Source organism: Sphingomonas sp. S-NIH.Pt15_0812, assembly GCF_003951315.1.
Lineage (GTDB): Bacteria > Pseudomonadota > Alphaproteobacteria > Sphingomonadales > Sphingomonadaceae > Sphingomonas.
The window spans coordinates 204,049-222,271 of sequence record NZ_QLJH01000001.1 but is presented as its reverse complement, the minus strand read 5'-3'; the positions used below and the strand labels follow the sequence as shown (position 1 = coordinate 222,271).

At 69.3% G+C, this 18,223-nt stretch carries 18 protein-coding genes; 11 read left to right on the top strand and 7 right to left on the bottom strand.

What is annotated here, in order from left to right:
* Positions 1–128: 128 nt before the first annotated feature.
* Complete coding sequence (locus BRX43_RS00895; protein WP_125992930.1) at positions 129–1,127, bottom strand: adenosine kinase; 999 nt, start codon at positions 1,125–1,127, stop codon at positions 129–131.
* A 95-nt stretch (positions 1,128–1,222) separates the two neighbouring features.
* On the opposite strand from BRX43_RS00895, the gene BRX43_RS00890 reads away from it, so the two are divergent.
* Genes BRX43_RS00890 through BRX43_RS00880 form a run of 3 tightly spaced genes read left to right on the top strand, consistent with a single transcriptional unit; the run spans position 1,223 to position 2,585 of the window.
* Positions 1,223–1,897, top strand: coding sequence for an EI24 domain-containing protein (locus BRX43_RS00890; protein ID WP_125993015.1), 675 nt, complete (start codon positions 1,223–1,225; stop codon positions 1,895–1,897).
* A complete protein-coding gene (locus BRX43_RS00885) occupies positions 1,894–2,259 on the top strand; it encodes a hypothetical protein (RefSeq protein ID WP_125992929.1) in 366 nt (121 codons plus the stop codon). Before BRX43_RS00890 ends, BRX43_RS00885 begins: the two co-directional genes overlap by 4 nt.
* Positions 2,256–2,585 carry an SMR family transporter gene (locus BRX43_RS00880; RefSeq protein ID WP_125992928.1) on the top strand — a complete coding sequence of 110 codons (330 nt, stop codon included), beginning with the start codon at positions 2,256–2,258 and terminating at the stop codon, positions 2,583–2,585. Before BRX43_RS00885 ends, BRX43_RS00880 begins: the two co-directional genes overlap by 4 nt.
* A gap of 9 nt (positions 2,586–2,594) precedes the next feature.
* Here the strand turns inward: BRX43_RS00880 and queG are convergent, their stop codons facing one another.
* On the bottom strand, positions 2,595–3,638 hold the full coding sequence (gene queG / locus BRX43_RS00875; RefSeq protein ID WP_125992927.1) for a tRNA epoxyqueuosine(34) reductase QueG: 1,044 nt from the start codon (positions 3,636–3,638) through the stop codon (positions 2,595–2,597).
* A gap of 38 nt (positions 3,639–3,676) precedes the next feature.
* Between queG and BRX43_RS00870 the strand changes: the two genes are divergently transcribed.
* From BRX43_RS00870 to msrB, 3 genes are read left to right on the top strand one after another with little or no spacing between them, the layout of a single operon-like run.
* Positions 3,677–4,615 carry an ATP-binding cassette domain-containing protein gene (locus BRX43_RS00870; protein ID WP_125992926.1) on the top strand — a complete coding sequence of 313 codons (939 nt, stop codon included), beginning with the start codon at positions 3,677–3,679 and terminating at the stop codon, positions 4,613–4,615.
* Complete coding sequence (locus BRX43_RS00865) at positions 4,612–5,853, top strand: ABC transporter permease (RefSeq protein ID WP_125992925.1); 1,242 nt, start codon at positions 4,612–4,614, stop codon at positions 5,851–5,853. The genes BRX43_RS00870 and BRX43_RS00865 overlap by 4 nt, the downstream gene beginning before the upstream one ends.
* A gap of 40 nt (positions 5,854–5,893) precedes the next feature.
* Complete coding sequence (msrB, locus tag BRX43_RS00860) at positions 5,894–6,388, top strand: peptide-methionine (R)-S-oxide reductase MsrB (RefSeq protein ID WP_125992924.1); 495 nt, start codon at positions 5,894–5,896, stop codon at positions 6,386–6,388.
* Between the two features lie 21 nt (positions 6,389–6,409).
* On the opposite strand, the gene BRX43_RS00855 is transcribed toward msrB, so the two are convergent.
* Positions 6,410–6,955, bottom strand: a complete 546-nt coding sequence (locus BRX43_RS00855; protein ID WP_125992923.1) for a CHAP domain-containing protein — start codon at positions 6,953–6,955, stop codon at positions 6,410–6,412.
* A 205-nt stretch (positions 6,956–7,160) separates the two neighbouring features.
* Between BRX43_RS00855 and BRX43_RS00850 the strand changes: the two genes are divergently transcribed.
* Positions 7,161–7,946: an SDR family oxidoreductase gene (locus BRX43_RS00850; protein ID WP_125992922.1), complete on the top strand. Its 786-nt coding sequence runs from the start codon at positions 7,161–7,163 to the stop codon at positions 7,944–7,946.
* Between the two features lie 63 nt (positions 7,947–8,009).
* Here the strand turns inward: BRX43_RS00850 and BRX43_RS00845 are convergent, their stop codons facing one another.
* Both BRX43_RS00845 and BRX43_RS00840 read right to left on the bottom strand, forming a co-directional pair.
* Positions 8,010–8,654: a peptidylprolyl isomerase gene (locus BRX43_RS00845; RefSeq protein ID WP_241214694.1), complete on the bottom strand. Its 645-nt coding sequence runs from the start codon at positions 8,652–8,654 to the stop codon at positions 8,010–8,012.
* Positions 8,655–8,676: 22 nt separating this feature from the next.
* Positions 8,677–10,935, bottom strand: a complete 2,259-nt coding sequence (locus tag BRX43_RS00840) for an NADP-dependent malic enzyme (RefSeq protein WP_125992920.1) — start codon at positions 10,933–10,935, stop codon at positions 8,677–8,679.
* Between the two features lie 125 nt (positions 10,936–11,060).
* Between BRX43_RS00840 and BRX43_RS20125 the strand changes: the two genes are divergently transcribed.
* The 3 genes from BRX43_RS20125 to mutS are packed head-to-tail and all read left to right on the top strand — an operon-like array spanning position 11,061 to position 13,981.
* Positions 11,061–11,237, top strand: coding sequence for a hypothetical protein (locus BRX43_RS20125; protein ID WP_164523487.1), 177 nt, complete (start codon positions 11,061–11,063; stop codon positions 11,235–11,237).
* Positions 11,234–11,356, top strand: coding sequence for a hypothetical protein (locus tag BRX43_RS21115; protein WP_277600147.1), 123 nt, complete (start codon positions 11,234–11,236; stop codon positions 11,354–11,356). Before BRX43_RS20125 ends, BRX43_RS21115 begins: the two co-directional genes overlap by 4 nt.
* A 51-nt stretch (positions 11,357–11,407) precedes the next feature.
* Positions 11,408–13,981, top strand: a complete 2,574-nt coding sequence (gene mutS, locus BRX43_RS00835) for a DNA mismatch repair protein MutS (RefSeq protein ID WP_125993014.1) — start codon at positions 11,408–11,410, stop codon at positions 13,979–13,981.
* A gap of 89 nt (positions 13,982–14,070) precedes the next feature.
* Here the strand turns inward: mutS and BRX43_RS00830 are convergent, their stop codons facing one another.
* A complete protein-coding gene (locus BRX43_RS00830; RefSeq protein ID WP_125992919.1) occupies positions 14,071–14,781 on the bottom strand; it encodes a PEPxxWA-CTERM sorting domain-containing protein in 711 nt (236 codons plus the stop codon).
* A 421-nt stretch (positions 14,782–15,202) separates the two neighbouring features.
* On the opposite strand from BRX43_RS00830, the gene BRX43_RS00825 reads away from it, so the two are divergent.
* Complete coding sequence (locus tag BRX43_RS00825) at positions 15,203–17,905, top strand: [protein-PII] uridylyltransferase (RefSeq protein WP_125992918.1); 2,703 nt, start codon at positions 15,203–15,205, stop codon at positions 17,903–17,905.
* A 21-nt stretch (positions 17,906–17,926) separates the two neighbouring features.
* On the opposite strand, the gene BRX43_RS20120 is transcribed toward BRX43_RS00825, so the two are convergent.
* On the bottom strand, positions 17,927–18,103 hold the full coding sequence (locus BRX43_RS20120; RefSeq protein ID WP_164523486.1) for a hypothetical protein: 177 nt from the start codon (positions 18,101–18,103) through the stop codon (positions 17,927–17,929).
* Positions 18,104–18,223 lie beyond the last annotated feature (120 nt).

The window sequence follows — 18,223 nt, the reverse complement described above, 5'->3', positions numbered from 1 at the left end:
GGCCGGGGCCCGGTTGGGAAGGCTCTGGTGATGGAGCGCTACCCGTCGTCACGATCGTCCCCCAACGGGGCCCCGGCCTTCGCCGGGGAACGCCAGAGAAGGTGTAGCGTCTAAGCCGCGGCGTCTCCTCAGCCCAGCGTCCGCGTCGCCAGCGCTTTCAGGTCGACCTGCGGGCGCGCGCCGAAATGGCTGATGATCTCCGCCGCGCACAAGGCGCCCAGCGTCAACGACGCCTCCAGCTCGCGGCCCTGCGCCTGCGCATGGAGGAAGCCCGCCGCGAACAGGTCGCCGGCCCCCGTCGTGTCGACCACCTGCGCCACCGGCGCCGCCGGCACCGTGGTGCGCGCGCCGCCACGGACCGCGCACGCACCCTTTTCGGCCAGCGTCACCACCACCGTCTCGACCTTGTCCTGCACGGCCGCGATCGCCGCATCGACATCGCTCGTCTCGGTCAGCGCCATGATCTCCGCCTCATTGGCGAACAGCAGGTCGATCATCCCGCCATCGATCAGCGCGTGGAAGTCCGCGCGGTGCCGGTCGATCACGAACTCGGCCGAGGCGGTGAAGGCGATCTTGCGGCCGGCCTCGCGGGCGACCTCGATCGCGGCGCGCATCGCGGCGCGTGGTTCCTCCGGATCCCACAGATAGCCCTCGATATAGAGATAGGCTGCGTCCGCGATCAGCGCCCGGTCGAGCGCGCCGGCGGGCAAATAGTGCGACGCGCCCAGAAAGGTGTTCATCGTGCGCTGCCCATCGGGGCTGACGAAGATCATGCAGCGGCCGGTGGTCGGCTGGCCGGCCCGCTCCGGCGTGTCGTAGCGGACGCCCGCCGCGCGGATGTCATGGGCGAAGACCGCGCCGAGCTGGTCGTCGGCGACCTGGCCGATGAACGCCGTCTTGCCGCCGAGCGCGGCGATGCCGGCCAGCGTGTTCGCGGCCGAGCCGCCCGACACTTCGCGGCCGGGGCCCATCTTGGCATAGAGGGCATCGGCCTCCGCGGGCGAGAAGACGAGCTGCATCGCGCCCTTGGTCATGCCCTGTTCGGCGAGGAAGGCATCGTCGGCCTGGGCGAGGATGTCGACGATGGCATTGCCGATCGCGACCACGTCATAATGCGGCTGGGTCAAGCGTAAGCTCCGAGAATGGAAAGCCGTCGCCGTAGAGAGACGGGACGGCGCACGCAATGTTGACGCTTGGGCGACGCCACGGCATCGCATCGATCATGTTCGGCGCGCTCCTCCTGTCGATCGGCCAGCTCGGCGACCCGCCGGTGCTGCGGGTCTTCGTCCGGTCGATGGCGGTGACGCTGGCGATCTTCGCGCTCACCGGCATCGGCGTCTGGTGGGGGACGCAGGCGCTGCTGGCGCATTGGATCGGATGGGGCGCGGGCGGCATCGCCGCCGCCGTCGCGATCGTCGTGACCGGGCTGGCGCTATGGGTGCTGTTCCGCGCCGTCGCGGTGGCCGTGGTCGGGCTGTTCGCCGACGAGGTGGTGGCGGCGGTCGAGGCGCGCCACTATCCGGCCGCGCTGGCGACGGCCCGCCCCCTGCCCTTCGCCGCCAGCCTGTCGCTGGCCTCGCGCTCGGCGGCGCGCGTGGTGATCGTCAACCTGGTGATGCTGCCCGTCTATATCGTCCTGCTCGCCACCGGCGTCGGCACCGCCGCCGCCTTCTTCCTGGTCAATGGCTGGCTGCTCGGCCGCGACCTGGGTGACATGGTCGCGACCCGGCATCTGCGGGGCGACGCGCTGGCGGCGTGGCGGCGGCGGACGCGGGGACAGCGTTTCCTGCTCGGCCTGGGCGGCACCGCGCTGTTCGTCGTGCCGATCATCGCGCTCGCCGCACCGATCCTGGGCGCGGCGATGGCCACGCATCTCTATCATCGGAAACCCGCATGAAGCCTCTGCCGCCGCTGCTCCTCTCGCTCGCCCTCGCGGCGTGCGCCGCCCCCGCGACCAGGGTGCCTGCCGTTTCGCAGCCGGTCGCCATCCCCTATACCAATATCGGGCTGGAACGCGTGGTCGGCGCGGATGCCGCCGGCCTGGCCAAGCTGTTCGGCCAGCCCGACGCCGATGTCCGCGAGGGTAGTGCGCGCAAGCTGCAATATAGCAGCGGCATCTGCGTGCTCGACGCCTATCTCTACCCCAAGGACGGTGGCGAGCCCAAGGTCACCTATGTCGACGCGCGCGAGCCCGACGGCAGCGCGATCGACCGCGCCAGCTGCGTCGCGGCGCTGGTCCGCCGCGACGGCGGACGGTGAGCTACCTCTACCTGTCGCTTGCCATCCTGTCGGAAGTGGTCGCCACCTCGTTCCTGAAAGCGTCCGAGGGCTTCACCCGGACCGGGCCGACCGCGATCATGGCATTGGGCTATGGCGCGGCCTTCTATTGCCTGTCGCTGGCGCTGCGCGATATCCCCACCGGAATAGCCTATGCGATCTGGTCGGGCGCCGGCATCGTGATGATCACGCTGATCGCCTGGTCGGTTCGCGGCGAAAGGCTGGATGCGCCGGCACTGGTCGGCATGGCGCTGATCGTGGCGGGCGTGGTCGTGATGAACCTGTTCTCCAGGTCGGCTGGCCACTGATCGGCCGGATCAGGCGCGCTCCAGCCGCGCCAGCGCCCAGCCCGCCGCGTCGCGGACCACCGGGTCGGGATCGTCCAGCAACAGGCGCACGGCGCATGCCAGTTCCGGCCGGCCGCTATTGCCCGCCGCGATCGCGGCGTTGCGGACCATGCGGTCGCGGCCGATCCGCTTGATCGGCGATCCGGCGAAGACCTGGCGGAAGCCGGCATCGTCCAGCGCCAGCAGATCGGCGAGTTCCGGCGCGGCCAGCTCCGCCCGCGCGGCGAAGGCGAGGTTGGCCCGCGCCGCCGCCGCGAACTTGTTCCAGGGGCAGACCGCCAGGCAATCGTCGCAGCCATAGATGCGGTTGCCGATCCCCACCCGGAACTCCTCCGGAATCGGCCCGGCATATTCGATCGTCAGATAGGAGATGCAGCGCCGCGCATCGATCTGATAGGGCGCGGGAAAGGCATCGGTCGGGCAGGCGCGCAGGCAGGCGTCGCACGATCCGCAACCACCTCGGCCAGCCCCATCGGGCGTCAGGTCCAGCGTGGTGTAGATCGCCCCCAGGAACAGCCAGCTTCCCGCCTGCCGGCTGACCAGATTGGTGTGCTTGCCCTGCCAGCCGAGCCCCGCCGCCTCCGCCAGCGGCTTCTCCATCACCGGCGCGGTATCGACAAAGACCTTGAGGTCGCATCCCGCCTCGCGCGCCAGCCAGCGGCCAAGCGCCTTCAGCGCCTTCTTCACCACATCGTGATAATCGGCGCCTTGCGCATAGACGGAGATGCGGCCGCGATCCCCCTCCCCGGCCAGCGCCAGCGGATCGCCGGCGGGGGCGTAGCTCATGCCGAGCGAGATGACGCTGCGCACTTCCGGCCACAGGGCGGCGGGGCCGACGCGGTGATGCGCGCGCTCCTCCATCCAGATCATGTCGCCATGCCGCCCCTCGTCCAGCCACTGGCGCAGCCGCACGCCGGCCAGCGGCGCGGCGTCGGCCGGCGCGATGCCACAGGCCGCGAAGCCCAGTTCCGCCGCCATCGCCTTGATCCGGTCTTCGAGCTTGTCTCCGGCCATGACCGCCCGCTACCACGCGGAACGGCAGGGGATAAGTCATGACGACAGCATGGGCGGTGACCGCCGAGACTCTGGTGAAGCGGTTCGGCGAGCGCCCGGTGGTGGACGGCGTCGATCTGCGCGTGCCGCGCGGCGCGATCTATGGCGTGCTGGGGCCGAACGGCGCGGGCAAGACGACGACGCTGCGGATGCTGCTGGGCATCATCGAACCCGATTCGGGCCGACGCACGCTGCTCGGCGAGGATGCCCCGCGCGAGGCGAGCGACCGGGTCGGCTATCTGCCCGAGGAACGCGGCCTCTATCCGACGATGAAGGCGCGCGAGGCGGTTGCGTTCCTGGGTGCGTTGCGCGGCCTGCCCCTGAGCGAAGGCCGCCGCCGCGCCACCGACCTGCTCGAACGCGTCGGTCTGGGCCATGCGGTGGACGAGAAGATCCGCAAATTGTCCAAGGGTATGGCACAGCTCGTCCAGCTGCTCGGCGCGATCGTCCACCGGCCCGAGCTGATCGTGCTCGACGAACCCTTTTCCGGCCTGGACCCGGTCAATCAGGAGAAGCTGGAGGCGCTGATCGTCGGCGAGCGGGATCGCGGCGCGACCATACTCTTCTCCACCCATGTCATGGCCCATGCCGAGCGGCTGTGCGACCGGCTGGCGATCATCGCCGGCGGCAAGCGCCGGTTCGAGGGGACGGTGGACGAGGCGCGCGCCACCCTGCCCAGCCGCGTCCACTATCTACCGCGCCATCCGGGTCCCGACATCGGCGCGCTGCTCCCCGCCGATGCGACGCCGGAGGAGGATGGTGGCTGGCGCTTCACCCTGCCGGATGCGGGGGTGGAGCCGGTGCTGCTGCCGCTGATCGCAGCCGGCCACGGCATCGCCGGGCTGACCATCGAACGACCTAGCCTGCACGAGGCGTTCGTCCGGATCGTCGGCGACCATGCCGGCCACGACCGCACCGCCGGGGAGAAGCACGCATGAGCCGCCTGCCCCGTTCGCTGCGCCAGATGCTGACGATCGCGCGGCGCGATTTCATCGCCACGGTGTTCACGCCGATCTTCCTCCTCTTCCTGTTCGCGCCCGCGCTGATGGGATCGCTGAGCGCGCTCGGCGGCATGAGCGCGGCGGCGATGGACGACAGCGCCGCCGACAAGAGCCGGATCGTCGCGATCGTCGCCCCCGCCACCGCCGAGGTGATGCGGCGCGAGGATGTGCGGCTGCGCGCCCTCTATCGCCGTGACGACACGCCGTCCGACCTGGTGATCCAATCCCCCGGCCGCGATCCCGCCGTACAGGCGCGCGCGCTGATGGCGGACCGCACGCGCGATATCGATGCGGTGCTCTACGGTCCGCTCGACCGGCCGCAACTGCTGCTCGCCCCGCGCAACCGGCGCACCGGCGACTATATGGACGCGCTGGCCCGGGCGACTCTGGCGGCCGAGCGGCTGGGCGGCACCCTGCCCCGCGTCGTCGCGACGCGGACCGTGGTCGAGCGGCAGAGGACCTCGATCGGCGGCCAGCACCAGGCCGGCTTCTTCGCGGTGTTCGGCATCTTCTTCCTGACCCTGTTCCTCGCCAGCCAGGTGGTCGGCACCATGGCGGAGGAGCGCAACAACAAGGTGATCGAGGTGCTGGCCGCCGCCGTGCCGCTGGAGGCGGTGTTCGGCGGCAAGCTGATCGGCATGTTCGGCGTCGCGCTGCTGTTCGTCGGCTTCTGGGGGACGATCGTCACCCAGGTCGCCAGCTTGCTGCCGCCCGCCGCCGCCGGCGCGCTCGGCGACATCGCCCCCGCGATCGGCGGCCCCGCCTTCGCGCTGCTGTTCGCCGCCTATTTCTCCATGGCCTATCTGCTGCTCGGCTCGGTCTTCCTGGGGCTGGGCGCACAGGCCTCGACCCCGCGCGAGATCCAGATGCTGTCGCTGCCGATCACGCTGATCCAGGTCGGCATGTTCGTCCTCGCCTCCGCCGCCGCGCGCCGGCCGGACACCTGGGTCGCGACCGTGGCGGAGATCTTCCCGCTTTCCTCGCCCTTCGCCATGGCGGGACGCGCGGCGAACGCGCCGGAGGTCTGGCCGCACCTGCTCGCCCTGCCGTGGCAGATGCTGTGGGTGGTGCTGTTCGTCACCATCGGGGCCCGACTGTTTCGGCGCGGCGTGCTGCAATCGGGCAGCGCCACGCCCTTCTGGCGGCGCGGCCGGCGCGGCAGCACCGCGCGCTGACCCCCCTCGCAAGCCGGAGAAGCCATCTTATATCAGCAGGATGGAACATTCATCCGATCGTCGGGGCTTTCTTGGCCTGGCCGGCGTCACCAGTGCCGCACTGGCGCTGATCGGCTGTCGCGGCAGCCGGGCGGAAGCGGCCACCGCCTATCCGGTCCGGCACAGCGATGCCGAATGGCGGCAGCGGCTCGACCCCGCCGCCTATGACGTGCTGCGGCATGAGGGGACCGAGCGCCCCTATTCCAGCCCGCTCAACGCCGAGCATCGCGCCGGGCGGTTCCTGTGCAAGGGCTGCGCGCAACCGCTGTTCAGTTCGCGCACCAAGTTCGACAGCGGCACGGGCTGGCCCAGCTTCTGGGCGCCCTTGCCGGACAGCGTCGGCACCTCGACCGACCGGTCGATGCTGATGCGGCGGACGGAGGTGCATTGCGACCGCTGCGGCGGCCATCTGGGTCATGTCTTCGATGACGGGCCGAAGCCGACCGGCAAACGCTATTGCATGAACGGCGCGGCGATGACCTTCCGCCCCGCCTGAAACACGGTTCGGGGAGGACGATCAGCGGGTCGGGGCGGCGAAGGTCAGGATGCCCGACGCGCGATCGAAGCCATGGGCATATTGCACCGGAGCGGCGGGCTCGGCGGCTTCGGGCGCCCGGCCGGCATAGATGAAGCCCTTGACCGGGTAGGTGGAGGTGCCGAGATCGCGCTGCGGCCCGTACCAGACCTTCACTTCGCTCCAGTCGCCCGCCGGCGACACGTCGACCGCGCGGACATCGGTCTCAATCCCGCCGCGGCGCGACCAGTTGGCGTGGGTCAGCAGCACCTCGCGGTCGCTGACCACCTTCGACACCATGGCGACATGGCCGACGCGCATCCGGCGGGTCGCCTCGAACGCCAGCACCGCGCCGACCTGCGGGGCATGGCCACGGGCATAATGGCCCTCGGCCTGCGACCACCAGGTGTTGGCATTGCCATGGATATCGATGCCCGAAATCTCGCGGGCATAGGGCGCGCACTGCCAGAACTGGGCCGCCGCAGGAGCGGCCATCATCAGGCCACACGAAACCACCAGCGCAAAACGCGCTGCCAACGCCTTGATCATCTTCGGGAACCCCCCGGCTCTCAATCGGTGTGAGGTTCGGCTACGGGCCTTGGGGACAAAAGAAAAGTGGCCCGGGAACCTTATCCGACGAACCGTGTTAACGCGCCGTTCAATGCCCTGTCGGGTCAGGACCCATGTCCTTCTTCACCGTCTTCCCAGCCGCCCGGCACGCTTCTACCCTGTCCGAAACGATAGGAGAGCGCCGATGGATTGCAGCAGCCTGTTCCGCCTCGATGGCCGCATCGCCCTGGTCACGGGGGGCAGCCGGGGCATCGGCCGGATGATCGCCGAGGGATTCCTGGCACAGGGCGCGACGGTCTATATCGCCGCGCGCAAGGCGGCGGCCTGCGCGGCGACCGCCGAGGAACTGGGGCCGAACTGCATCCCCCTGCCCGTCGACGTCGCCACCGTGGAGGGGTGCCGCGCGCTGGCGGCGGCGCTGGCGGAGCGCGAGACGCGGCTCGACATCCTGGTCAACAATGCCGGCGCCGCCTGGGGCGTGGCGTTCGAGGAGTTTCCCGAACAGGGCTGGGATAAGGTGATGGACCTCAACGTCAAATCGCCCTTCTTCCTCACCCAGGCGCTGCATCCGCTGTTGACGGCGGCGGGCGTCGACCGGCCGGCCAAGGTCATCAACATCAGCTCGATCGACGGACAGCGGCTCAATCCCTGGGAGACGTACAGCTATCATGCGTCCAAGGCGGCGCTGATCTACCTGACCAAGCGGATGGCGGCGCGGCTGGTGCGCGACCGGATCAACGTCACCTCGATCGCGCCCGGCGCCTTCGCCAGCGAGATGAACCGCGCCGCGCGCGACCATGGCGACGCGGTGGCGCAGGCGATCCCGGCCGGGCGGATCGGCGAGCCGGAGGATATGGCGGCAGCGGCCATCTACCTGGCGTCGCGCGCCGGCGACTATGTGGTGGGGGAGACGATCACCGTCGATGGCGGGCTGGTCCATGCGGCACTGGGGACCAGCATCGACGGTTGAGGGGTTCCCTGTTGCCCCGCTGTTACCCCTACTGTTGCCCGGCGAAGGCCGGGGAACAGCTTCCTATCTCCGCCCCTGCATCAGCAGCCACACCTTGGGCTGCCCGGTCGGCCTGGGCTTGCCATCGAGCCGGACGGCGCGGATCAGCGTCACCGGCTTCAGGATCATCTGCCCCTTGAACGCATCGAAGCCGCCGCCGGAGGGGAGCGCCAGGATGCGGCGCGCCACGTCCATCCCCGCTACCGCATGGCCGAAGGCGGCATAGCCCGAAAAGTCCGGCCGCCAGTCCATTTGCGGCGCGGGGCCGATGGTGATGACGAAATTGCCGCCGGCCGAATCGGGATTCGCCGCCCGCGCCATCGAGACGGTCGCGTCGAGATGCCGGATGCCGGTCATCTTCGTCGTCTCCAGCGGAAAGGGCGGCAGGATGCGGCGCGCGTCCTGGCGGATGCCCGCCTGGATGAAGCCGGTCCGGGGATTGGCCTTGCTGCGCGCGGCGCGGTAGAAGCTGGTCCCGTCGAACCGCCCGTCATCGACATAGGCGAGGAAATTCTCGACCGTCTTGGGCGCACGGCGCGCGTCGAGCGCGAGCAGGATCGGCCCCGCGCTCGTCTCCAGCCGCACCCGGATTATCCCCGGTCGGGGGCCGGTCTGGTCCGCCGGCCGTGCCCCGCCGGCGGGGGTGGCGATCAGGCACGCGATCGCCACCAGGTACGGGGATTTCCACATCTCAGCGCGCAACGCCTCCCGCCGCCAGCACCGCCAGCGTCACCAGCTCCCCGGCGGTGGAGGCCATGGGCGCGATCTGCACCGGCTTTTCCAGGCCGATCAGCATCGGGCCGATCATCGTGTCCCCACCCAGCTCGCGCAGCAGCTTGGCGGAGATGTTCGCGGATTGCAGGCCCGGCATGATGAGGACATTGGCCGGCGCGGACAGGCGCGCGAAGGGATAATTGGCCAGCTGGCGCGGGTTGAGCGCCGCGTCCGGGGCCATTTCGCCTTCATATTCGAAGCCGACCTGCCGCCCGTCGAGTACGCCCACCGCCGCGCGGATATTGTCGAGATAATGCCCCTCCGGATTGCCGAAGGTCGAGTAGCTGAGGAAGGCGACGCGCGGCTCATGGCCCATGCGGCGCGCGACCTGCGCGGTCTGCTCGGCGATGTCGGCCAGTTCCTCGGCGGTCGGCCGCTCGTTCACCGTGGTGTCGGCGATGAAGACGGTGTGGCTCTGCCCGACCAGGATGTGGATGCCGAACGGGGTACGGCCCGGCTCCGGATCGATCACCCGCTTCACCTCGCGCATCGTATGCGCCCAGGTGCGGGTGATGCCAGTGATCATCGCATCCGCCTCGCCCAGCTGGAGCATGACGGAAGCGAAGATGTTGCGGTCCTGATTGATCATCCGCTCCACGTCGCGGTGCAGGAAACCGCGGCGTTGCAGGCGCTTGTACAGGAAGTCCACCATCTTGGGCACCAGCGGCGAATGCCGGCTGTTGTGCACCTCATATTCCTCGGGCCGGGTCACGCCCAGCGCGCGGAGGCGGTCGTGCACGTCGTCGCGACCGACCAGCACCGGCGTGCCGTAACCGCCCTCCTTGAACGAGATGGCGGCGCGCAGCACCACCTCCTCCTCGCCCTCGGCGAACAGCACGCGCTTCGGATGCGCGCGCGCGCCCTCATAGGCGAGCGTCAGCAGCGAGGTGGTCGGGTTCAGCCGCTCGCGCAGCGCCTGGCGATAGCGGTCCATGTCGAGGATCGGGCGGCTGGCGACGCCCGAATCCATCGCCGCCTTGGCGACCGCGGAGGGCACCAGCTCCATCAGGCGCGGGTCGAACGGCGCGGGGATGATATATTCCGGGCCGAAGCTGTGACGGACGCCATAGGCGATCGCGACCTCCTCGGGCACCCGCTCGCGCGCCAGTTCGGCGATGGCGTTGGCGGCGGCGATCTTCATCTCGTCGTTGATCGCGCTCGCCCGCACGTCGAGCGCGCCGCGGAAGATGAAGGGGAAGCACAGCACGTTGTTGACCTGGTTCGGATAATCCGACCGGCCGGTGGCGATGATCGCGTCGGGCCGCGCCGCCTTGGCCAGTTCGGGGCGGATCTCCGGCTCGGGATTGGCCATGGCGAAGATGATCGGCGACGGCGCCATGTCCTTCACCATCTCCGGCTTCAGCGCCCCCGCCGCCGACAGGCCGATGAACACGTCCGCGCCGACCAGCGCCTCGGTCAGCGTGCGCGCCTCGGTGCGGGCGGCGTGCGCCGACTGCCACTGGTTCACGTCGTCGCGCCCCTGGTAGATCACGCCGGTCCGGTCGCACATCACGACATTGTCCGGGCGCACGCCCATCGCCTTCATCAGCTCGGTGCAGGCGATCGCCGCCGCGCCCGCGCCGTTCACCACCACCTTGATGTCCTCGATGCGGCGATTGGTCAGCAGGCACGCGTTGATCAGGCCGGCGGTGCAGATGATCGCGGTGCCGTGCTGGTCGTCATGGAAGACGGGGATGTTCATCCGCTCGCGCAGCGTCTGTTCGATGATGAAGCATTCCGGGGCCTTGATGTCCTCCAGGTTGATGCCGCCGAAGCTCGGCTCCATCAGCTCGACCGCGTCGATGATCCGGTCGACATCCTCGGTCTTCAGCTCGATATCGATCGAGTCGACGTCGGCGAAGCGCTTGAAGAGGACGGCCTTGCCCTCCATCACCGGCTTGGAGGCGAGCGCGCCCAGATTGCCCATGCCCAGGATCGCGGTGCCGTTGGAGATGACGGCGACCAGATTGCCCTTGGCGGTATAGTCATAGGCGGTGGCGGGATCGTCGGCGATCGCCTGCACCGGCACCGCGACGCCGGGCGAATAGGCCAGCGCCAGGTCGCGTTGCGTCGCCATCGGCTTGGTGGCGACGATCTCCAGCTTGCCGGGGCGTCCCTCGGAGTGGAACAGCAGCGCCTCGCGTTCCGAAAATTGTACGTTGACGACGTCGGACATGGCATCAGGCTCCCGGGTATTTTGCGATGGCTTTGGCGGTTTCGGGAGCAGCTTTCAACCCGTCGCGGGGGATCGGCCAAGGATAGTGGACGACGCGAGGTTACCGCCATATCTCCCTTTCCATCATGATCGCCGTCGGTTGCCTCGCCCTTGCCGTCTTCCCGTTGATCGGCCTGACGATTGGCGGCCTGGCCGATGGTCGCGGCGGTGCGGCGCTCGGGGCCGGCATCGGCTTCGCGCTCGCCCTCGCGTTATGCGGCATGGGTTCGGCCGCGCTGTGGAAGGCGCGGCGCATGCGGTGAACGGAACCCGGGGCGTCGCGTCCGGCCGGGTATGCGAACTGGTGATGGTGCTGTCCGGTTTCCTCCGCTACGCGGTCGGCGATGCCTGTCCCTTCACCCCCGGTGCCCGCCAGCCCTGACGGGTCCGCCACGTCGCGATTGATACGAGAATGACCGCCGCCCCCACGCCGATGATGGCGCAATATCTGACGCTCAAGGCGGAGGCGGGCGATTGCCTGCTCTTCTACCGCATGGGCGATTTCTTCGAGCTGTTCTTCGATGATGCGCGGATCGCCGCCGCCTGCCTCGATATCGCGCTGACCGCGCGCGGCGAGCATGACGGCGACAAGGTGCCGATGTGCGGCGTGCCCGTCCATGCCGCCACCGCCTATCTGCAACGCCTGATCAAGGCCGGCCACCGCGTCGCCATCGCCGAGCAGACCGAAAGCCCGGAAGCCGCCCGCAAGGCGCGCGGGTCCAAGGCGCTGGTCAACCGCGCCATCGTCCGCTTCGTCACCGCCGGCACGCTGACCGAGGAGGCGCTGCTCGACGCCCGGTCGGACAATTGGTGCGTCGCGATCGGCGAGGCGGCGGGCGGCGTCGCGCTGGCCGCCGCCGATGTCTCGACCGGCCGCTTCCTGGTCGTGGCGCTCGACGGCGGCAGCGTCACCGCCGAGCTGGCCCGCCTGGCGGCCGCCGAGGTCGTCGCGGCGGAGGACAGCGCCCATGCGGACCTCGCCGGCGCGCTCCGCCCCAGGGCCGAGTTCGACAGCGGCGCGGGCGAGGCGCGGCTGAAGCGATTGTTCGGCGTCGCGACGCTCGACGGCTTCGGCCAGTTCGGCCGGGCGGAGCTGGCGGCGGCGGGCGGGCTGGTCGCCTATCTCGACCATACCGCCAAGGGGGCCCTGCCCTTCCTGCGCCCGCCGGTCGTCCACCGCGCCTCGGCGACCATGGCGATCGACGCCGCCACGCGCGAGAGCCTGGAGCTGACCTGCACCGCCGCCGGGCAGCGCAAGGGTTCGCTGCTCGACGCGGTCGACCGCACCGTGACCGGGGCCGGCGCGCGCGCGCTCGCTGCCGATCTCGGCGCGCCGCTGATGGACCGGGCGGCGATCGACGCGCGGCTCGACCTGGTCGGCTGGCTGCACGACGATGCCGGCCAGCGCGAGCGGCTGCGCGCCGCGCTGCGCGCCATGCCCGATATCGGGCGCGCGCTCGGCCGGCTGGTGGCGGGGCGTGGCTCGCCGCGCGACCTGGGCCAGTTGCGCGACGGGCTGGACGGCGCCTGGCTGCTCGGCGAGCGGATGCCGGCCGATGGCCCGGCGCTGCTGGCGGAGATCGCGCCGCGCCTGCGCGGGCATGGTGCGCTGATCGACCTGCTCAAGCGCGCGCTGGTCCCCTCGCCCCCGATCGACGCGTCGGACGGCGGCTATATCGCGGCCGGCTATGACGTGGCGCTCGACGAGCTGCGCGACGCCGGGGCCGGCGGCCGCCGCGCCATCGCCGCGCTGGAGGCGGAGATGCGGACCCAGACCGGCGTCTCGGCGCTCAAGGTCCGCCACAACAATGTCCTCGGCTATCATGTCGAGGTGCCGGCCCGGGCGGCGGATGCGCTGATGAAGCCCGACAGCGGCTTCACCCATCGCCAGACGCTGGCGGGCGTCGTCCGCTTCAACACGCCCGCGCTGCACGAGGTCGCGGCCCGCGTCGCGCAATCCGGCGCGCACGCCCTCGCCGCCGAGGCCGCGCATCTGGAGGAGCTGACCGCCACCGCGCTGGTCCAGCGCGAGGCGATCGCCGCCACCGCCGACGCGCTCGCCCGGCTCGACGTCGCCGCCGCGCTCGCCGAACGCGCGGTGGAGGGCGGCTGGGCGCGGCCGCAACTGGTCGAGCATAGCTGTTTCGACATCGCCGGCGGCCGCCATCCGGTGGTCGAGGCGGCGGTCGCGAAGGCCGGGGAGCGGTTCGTCGCCAATGACTGCCATTTGTCCGAACAGTCGCGGCTGTGGCTGGTGACCGGCCCCAACATGGGCGGCAAGTCGACCTTCCTGCGCCAGAACGCGCTGATCGCGGTGCTGGCCCAGGCGGGCAGCTATGTCCCCGCGACCACCGCGACGCTGGGGCTGGTCGACCGGCTGTTCAGCCGCGTCGGCGCATCGGACAATCTGGCGCGCGGTCGCTCCACCTTCATGGTCGAGATGGTCGAGACCGCCGCGATCCTGGCCCAGGCGACCCCGCGCAGCTTCGTGATCCTGGACGAGGTGGGGCGCGGCACCTCCACCTATGACGGGCTCGCCATCGCCTGGGCGGTGGTGGAGGCGATCCATGAGGACAATCGCTGCCGCTGCCTGTTCGCCACCCATTATCACGAGCTGACCCGGCTGGCGGAGCGGTGCGCGGCGCTGTCGCTCCACCATGTCCGCGCGCGCGAGTGGAAGGGCGAGCTGGTGCTGCTCCACGAACTGGCCGACGGGCCGGCGGACCGCAGCTACGGCCTGGCGGTCGCACGGCTGGCGGGGATGCCGCCCGCGACCGTCGCCCGCGCCAAGGCGGTGCTCGCCAAGCTGGAGGCGGGCCGCGCCAGGACCGGTGGGCTGGCGGCGGGCCTCGACGACCTGCCCCTGTTCGCCGCCGCGCAGGCCGTGGAGGAGGCGCAATGCGACGCGATCCGCGCCGAGGTGGAAGCGCTCGACATCGACGCGCTCACCCCGCGCGAGGCGCTCGACACGCTGTACCGGTTGAAGGCGCTGGCGCGGGAGGGGTGACGACTGTCCCGTCACACTGAGGTTCTGCTTGCCGCAGACAGGAATGGGCGCCGAGCGTGGTCCTGCGCGCATTCCCGCCTTCGATGATGTCAGGCAAGCGCCGTGGCGACGCTGTTACGCCGCCGACGGACCATGGCGGCAACAGCGCCCAGGCCCAACGTCATCATCGCCCAGGTTGAGGGTTCGGGCACCGTCGGCGGCAAGCCGCCGATGTCGATCGCGGAATAACGGATCGTACCGCCAGCGTAGAGTGCCTCACCAAAGCCGTCCCCCCAGAACTCGGCCGTGGTGAAGGTGCTGGAATCATCCAGCGCGCCGACGAACATCGAATATGCGCCGTTCGTCCGCGGTACATCCTCGTCGGAAAGGGCCATACCGACTAGGATCGCCGGACCGCCGTCGAACGCGATATAGAGCGACGACGGATAACAGCATGTTCCCCAATCGCCGACATTGAGCCCAAAGGCGTTGATCGGCGCGGCAAAGGTGAATTTGATGCCGCTGGGGCGAGAATCACCATCGGGTCCACGAACCGTCCCGTCCGGCGCGATATCCGTCAACTGTCCGGTTATTTCGGGGTAGGTATTCAATGCCGGCTTACTGATGGTGAAATCGGTGTAGCTGGTCGTCACGCCAAGGATTTGCGTCTCCAGCACACCACCGGCAGCGGCAACGGTTGCGTCAAATGCGCTCTGCCCGTTCGGCACATTGTTATAGACGACGGAGGTGGTAGCATGAACGGTAGCAGGCGCCAGCATCAACATGCCGATTGCGATTGATTTCATATATCCATTAATCATGGCCAATCCCTTTCCCGCAAGGATAATAGCGCACCTTCTTATGAACGAAGATGAGCCGATTGCCGCACCACGATGCCAATACTACGCCATCTCACACGACGCGCGCCAATGTCGACCTACCAACGCATCCCTGGATTCACCATATTCAAGAATTGGTACATTAACGCGATTATTTGAACTATGGTATACAACTCATACCACTCAAAAGACATCTACAGCCATGGATAACTATAGACCCCCTCCGAATGGAGGGCCTTTACTAAGGATTACATATCCGATGCCTGTCGACGATGAGGGTCGTGCTTGGTCGGGATTCCGCGTTACACGATGCGTGATGACAGCATAACCGTCAGCCAGCCCGGTTCACCGCCACATGCCAAACCGGCTGGCGCCTTCGCCCCAAGCCCGCCATGAAGCGGGCATGAGCCAGTTCGACCATCTTGCCAACCGCCGCGCGATCATCGACCGTCGGGCGATCGCCGAGCGGATCGCGGCGATGCCCGATGCCATCCCCGCCACCATCGTGCCGCTGCTCAAGGATGCGCTGGCGGCGGGGCGGGCGGAGATCGCGCGGCGGCTGGCGGAACGGCCCAGTCGCGGGCTGGAAGCGGCGAGCGGACAGGCATACCTGACCGACCAGATATTACGGCTGCTGTTCGACAGCGCCGTGCGCCTCTATCCCGCCGCCGAGCCGATCGCGCTGGTCGCGGTCGGCGGCTATGGCCGGGGCGAGATGGCGGCGCATTCCGATGTCGATATCGGCTTCCTGACCCGCGCAACCGCCAGCCGCGAGGCGGAACATGTGTTCGAGGCGATCCTCTATGCGCTCTGGGACCTGGGGCTGAAGGTCGGCCACAGCTCGCGCTCGATCGACGAGATGCTCCGCCAGGCGAAGGGCGACATCACCGTCCGCACCGCCCTGCTCGAACGCCGGCTGGTCGCGGGCGACGAGGGCGTCCATGCCGAAGCGACGCGCCGCTTCAAGGCGGAGGTGCAGCACGGCACCGAGCGCCAGTTCATCGCCGACAAGCTCGCCGAGCGCGACACGCGCCACCGCCGGATGGGCGACACCCGCTATGTCGTCGAGCCCAACGTCAAGGAGGGCAAGGGGGGTCTGCGCGACCTGCACGCGCTCTTCTGGATCGGCAAATATGTCTACGACGTGCAGCGCGCCCGCCAGTTGGTCGGGGTCGGGCTGTTCACCCCGGCCGAATATCGCATGTTCCACCGCGCCGACGAGTTCCTGTGGGCCGTGCGCTGCCATCTGCACATCATCACCCGCCGGGCCGAGGACCGGCTGACCTTCGACGTGCAGCGCGAGGTGGCGCAGCGGATGCGCTTCCGCGACGGCGCGGGCAAGTCGGCGGTCGAGCGGTTTATGCAATATTACTTCCTCCAGGTCCGCGCGGTCGGTACGCTGACCGGCGTGTTCCTGGCGCATCTGGACGAGCGGTTCGCGGCGCGCGGCAGCCGCTTCGGCCTGCCGGCGCTGCGACGAAAACCCCGCAAGCTCCACGGCTTCGTGCTCGATCGCGGCCGGCTGGCCTTGCCCGAGGACGGCTTCTTCCGCGCCGATCCGGTGCGGCTGGTCGAGATCTTCCAGCTGGCCGACCTGCACGGGCTGGAGGTGCATCCGCTGGCGATGCGCGCCGCCGCGCGCGATGCAAAGCTGATCGACGACCATCGCCGCGATCCCCGCGCCAATGCGCTGTTCCTCGACGTGCTGACCAGCCCGCGCGATCCCGAACTGGTGCTGCGCTGGATGAACGAGGCGGGCGTGATGGGCCGCTTCATTCCCGATTTCGCGCGCGTCGTCGCGCAGATGCAGTTCGACATGTACCATCACTATACGGTCGACGAGCACACGATCCGCGCGATCGGCTTGCTCGCCCGGATCGAAGCGGGGCTGGAGCGCGAGGCGCATCCGATCGCCACCCGCATCGTCCAGCAGATCGTGTCGCGCCGGGCGTTGCGCGTCGCGGTGCTGTGCCACGACATCGCCAAGGGGCGCGGCGGCGACCATTCGATCCTCGGCGCGGCGGTGGCGCAGCATCTGGGGCCACGGCTGGGCCTGACCCCGGCGGAGACCGAGACGGTCGCCTGGCTGGTCCGCTATCACCTCCTGATGTCGGCCACGGCGTTCAAGCGCGACCTGGCCGATTTCAAGACGATCCTGGATTTCGCCACCACCGTCGCCAGCCCGGAGCGGCTGCGGATGCTGCTGGTGCTGACCGTCGTCGATATTCGCGCGGTGGGTCCGGGCACCTGGAACGGATGGAAGCGCCAGTTGCTCGGCGACCTGTTCGAGGCGGCGGAGGAGGTGCTGCGCCTCGGCCACAAGCAGCGCGGCCGCGACGAGCGGATCGCCGATCGCCAGCAACGGCTGCGGGAGGCGATGGGCTGGGACGCGGACCGACTGGCGGCGGCCGTCCATCGCTTCCCCGCCGCCTATTGGATCGCCGAGCCGGACGACGTGCTGGCCCATAATGCCCGGCTGATCGAGGCGGCCGGCGATGCACCGCTGACGATCGACGCGCAGGTCTATGCGGAGCGTGGCGCGACCCTGGTCAGCATCTATGCCGCCGACCATCCCGGCCTCTTCTATCGCATCGCCGGCGCGATCAGCCTGGCGGGCGGCAACATCATCGACGCGCGCATCCACACCACGCGCGACGGCATGGCGATCGACAATTTCCTGGTCCAGGACCCGTTCGGTCGCCCCTTCGACGACCCGGCGCGCCTCACCCGGCTGAAAGCGGGGATCGACGATGCCTTGGCCAATCGCGGCAAGCTGATCGACCGGCTGGTCGCCAAGCCTGCCGTGCGGCCGCGCGCCGACGCCTTTCCGATCGAGCCCAATGTCCTGATCAACAACGACGCGTCGAACCGCTTCACCGTCATCGAGGTCAATGCCCGCGACCGGCCGGCGCTGCTCAACCAGCTCGCCCATGCGCTGTTCCAGTCGAAGGTGACGATCCACTCCGCGCATGTCGCCACCTATGGCGAGCGGGCGGTCGACACCTTCTACGTCACCGACCTCACGGGCGACCGGCTGACCGCCAGCAGCCGGCTGCGGACGCTGGAGAAACGCCTGCTGGAATCGGCGGACGGCACGGCTGCCTGAGAATGGCCGCGTCGATCGCGTTCAGGGACTGGTGAGGATACAATAGAGCAGCAGGGGGATGCCGAGCAGCAGCACCATCAGCAGCAGGGGAATGTCCACCAGTCGCTCCAGCATCTTGGTGAAGCGTGCGTCGCCGGTGGGATGGTCAGTGGGATAGAGAGTCGGGCGATCGCCCGTGTCGATCTTGGTCCGGTCCATGGCGGTTGGTCCGCTTATTCGAGGTGGCGGGCGCGGATGACGCCGCCCGCGAGAGGATCGAATAAGGCCCGGGTCCACCCCGACGCCTGTGCGCCGGAACGGCCCGGGCTAGTCTCGTGC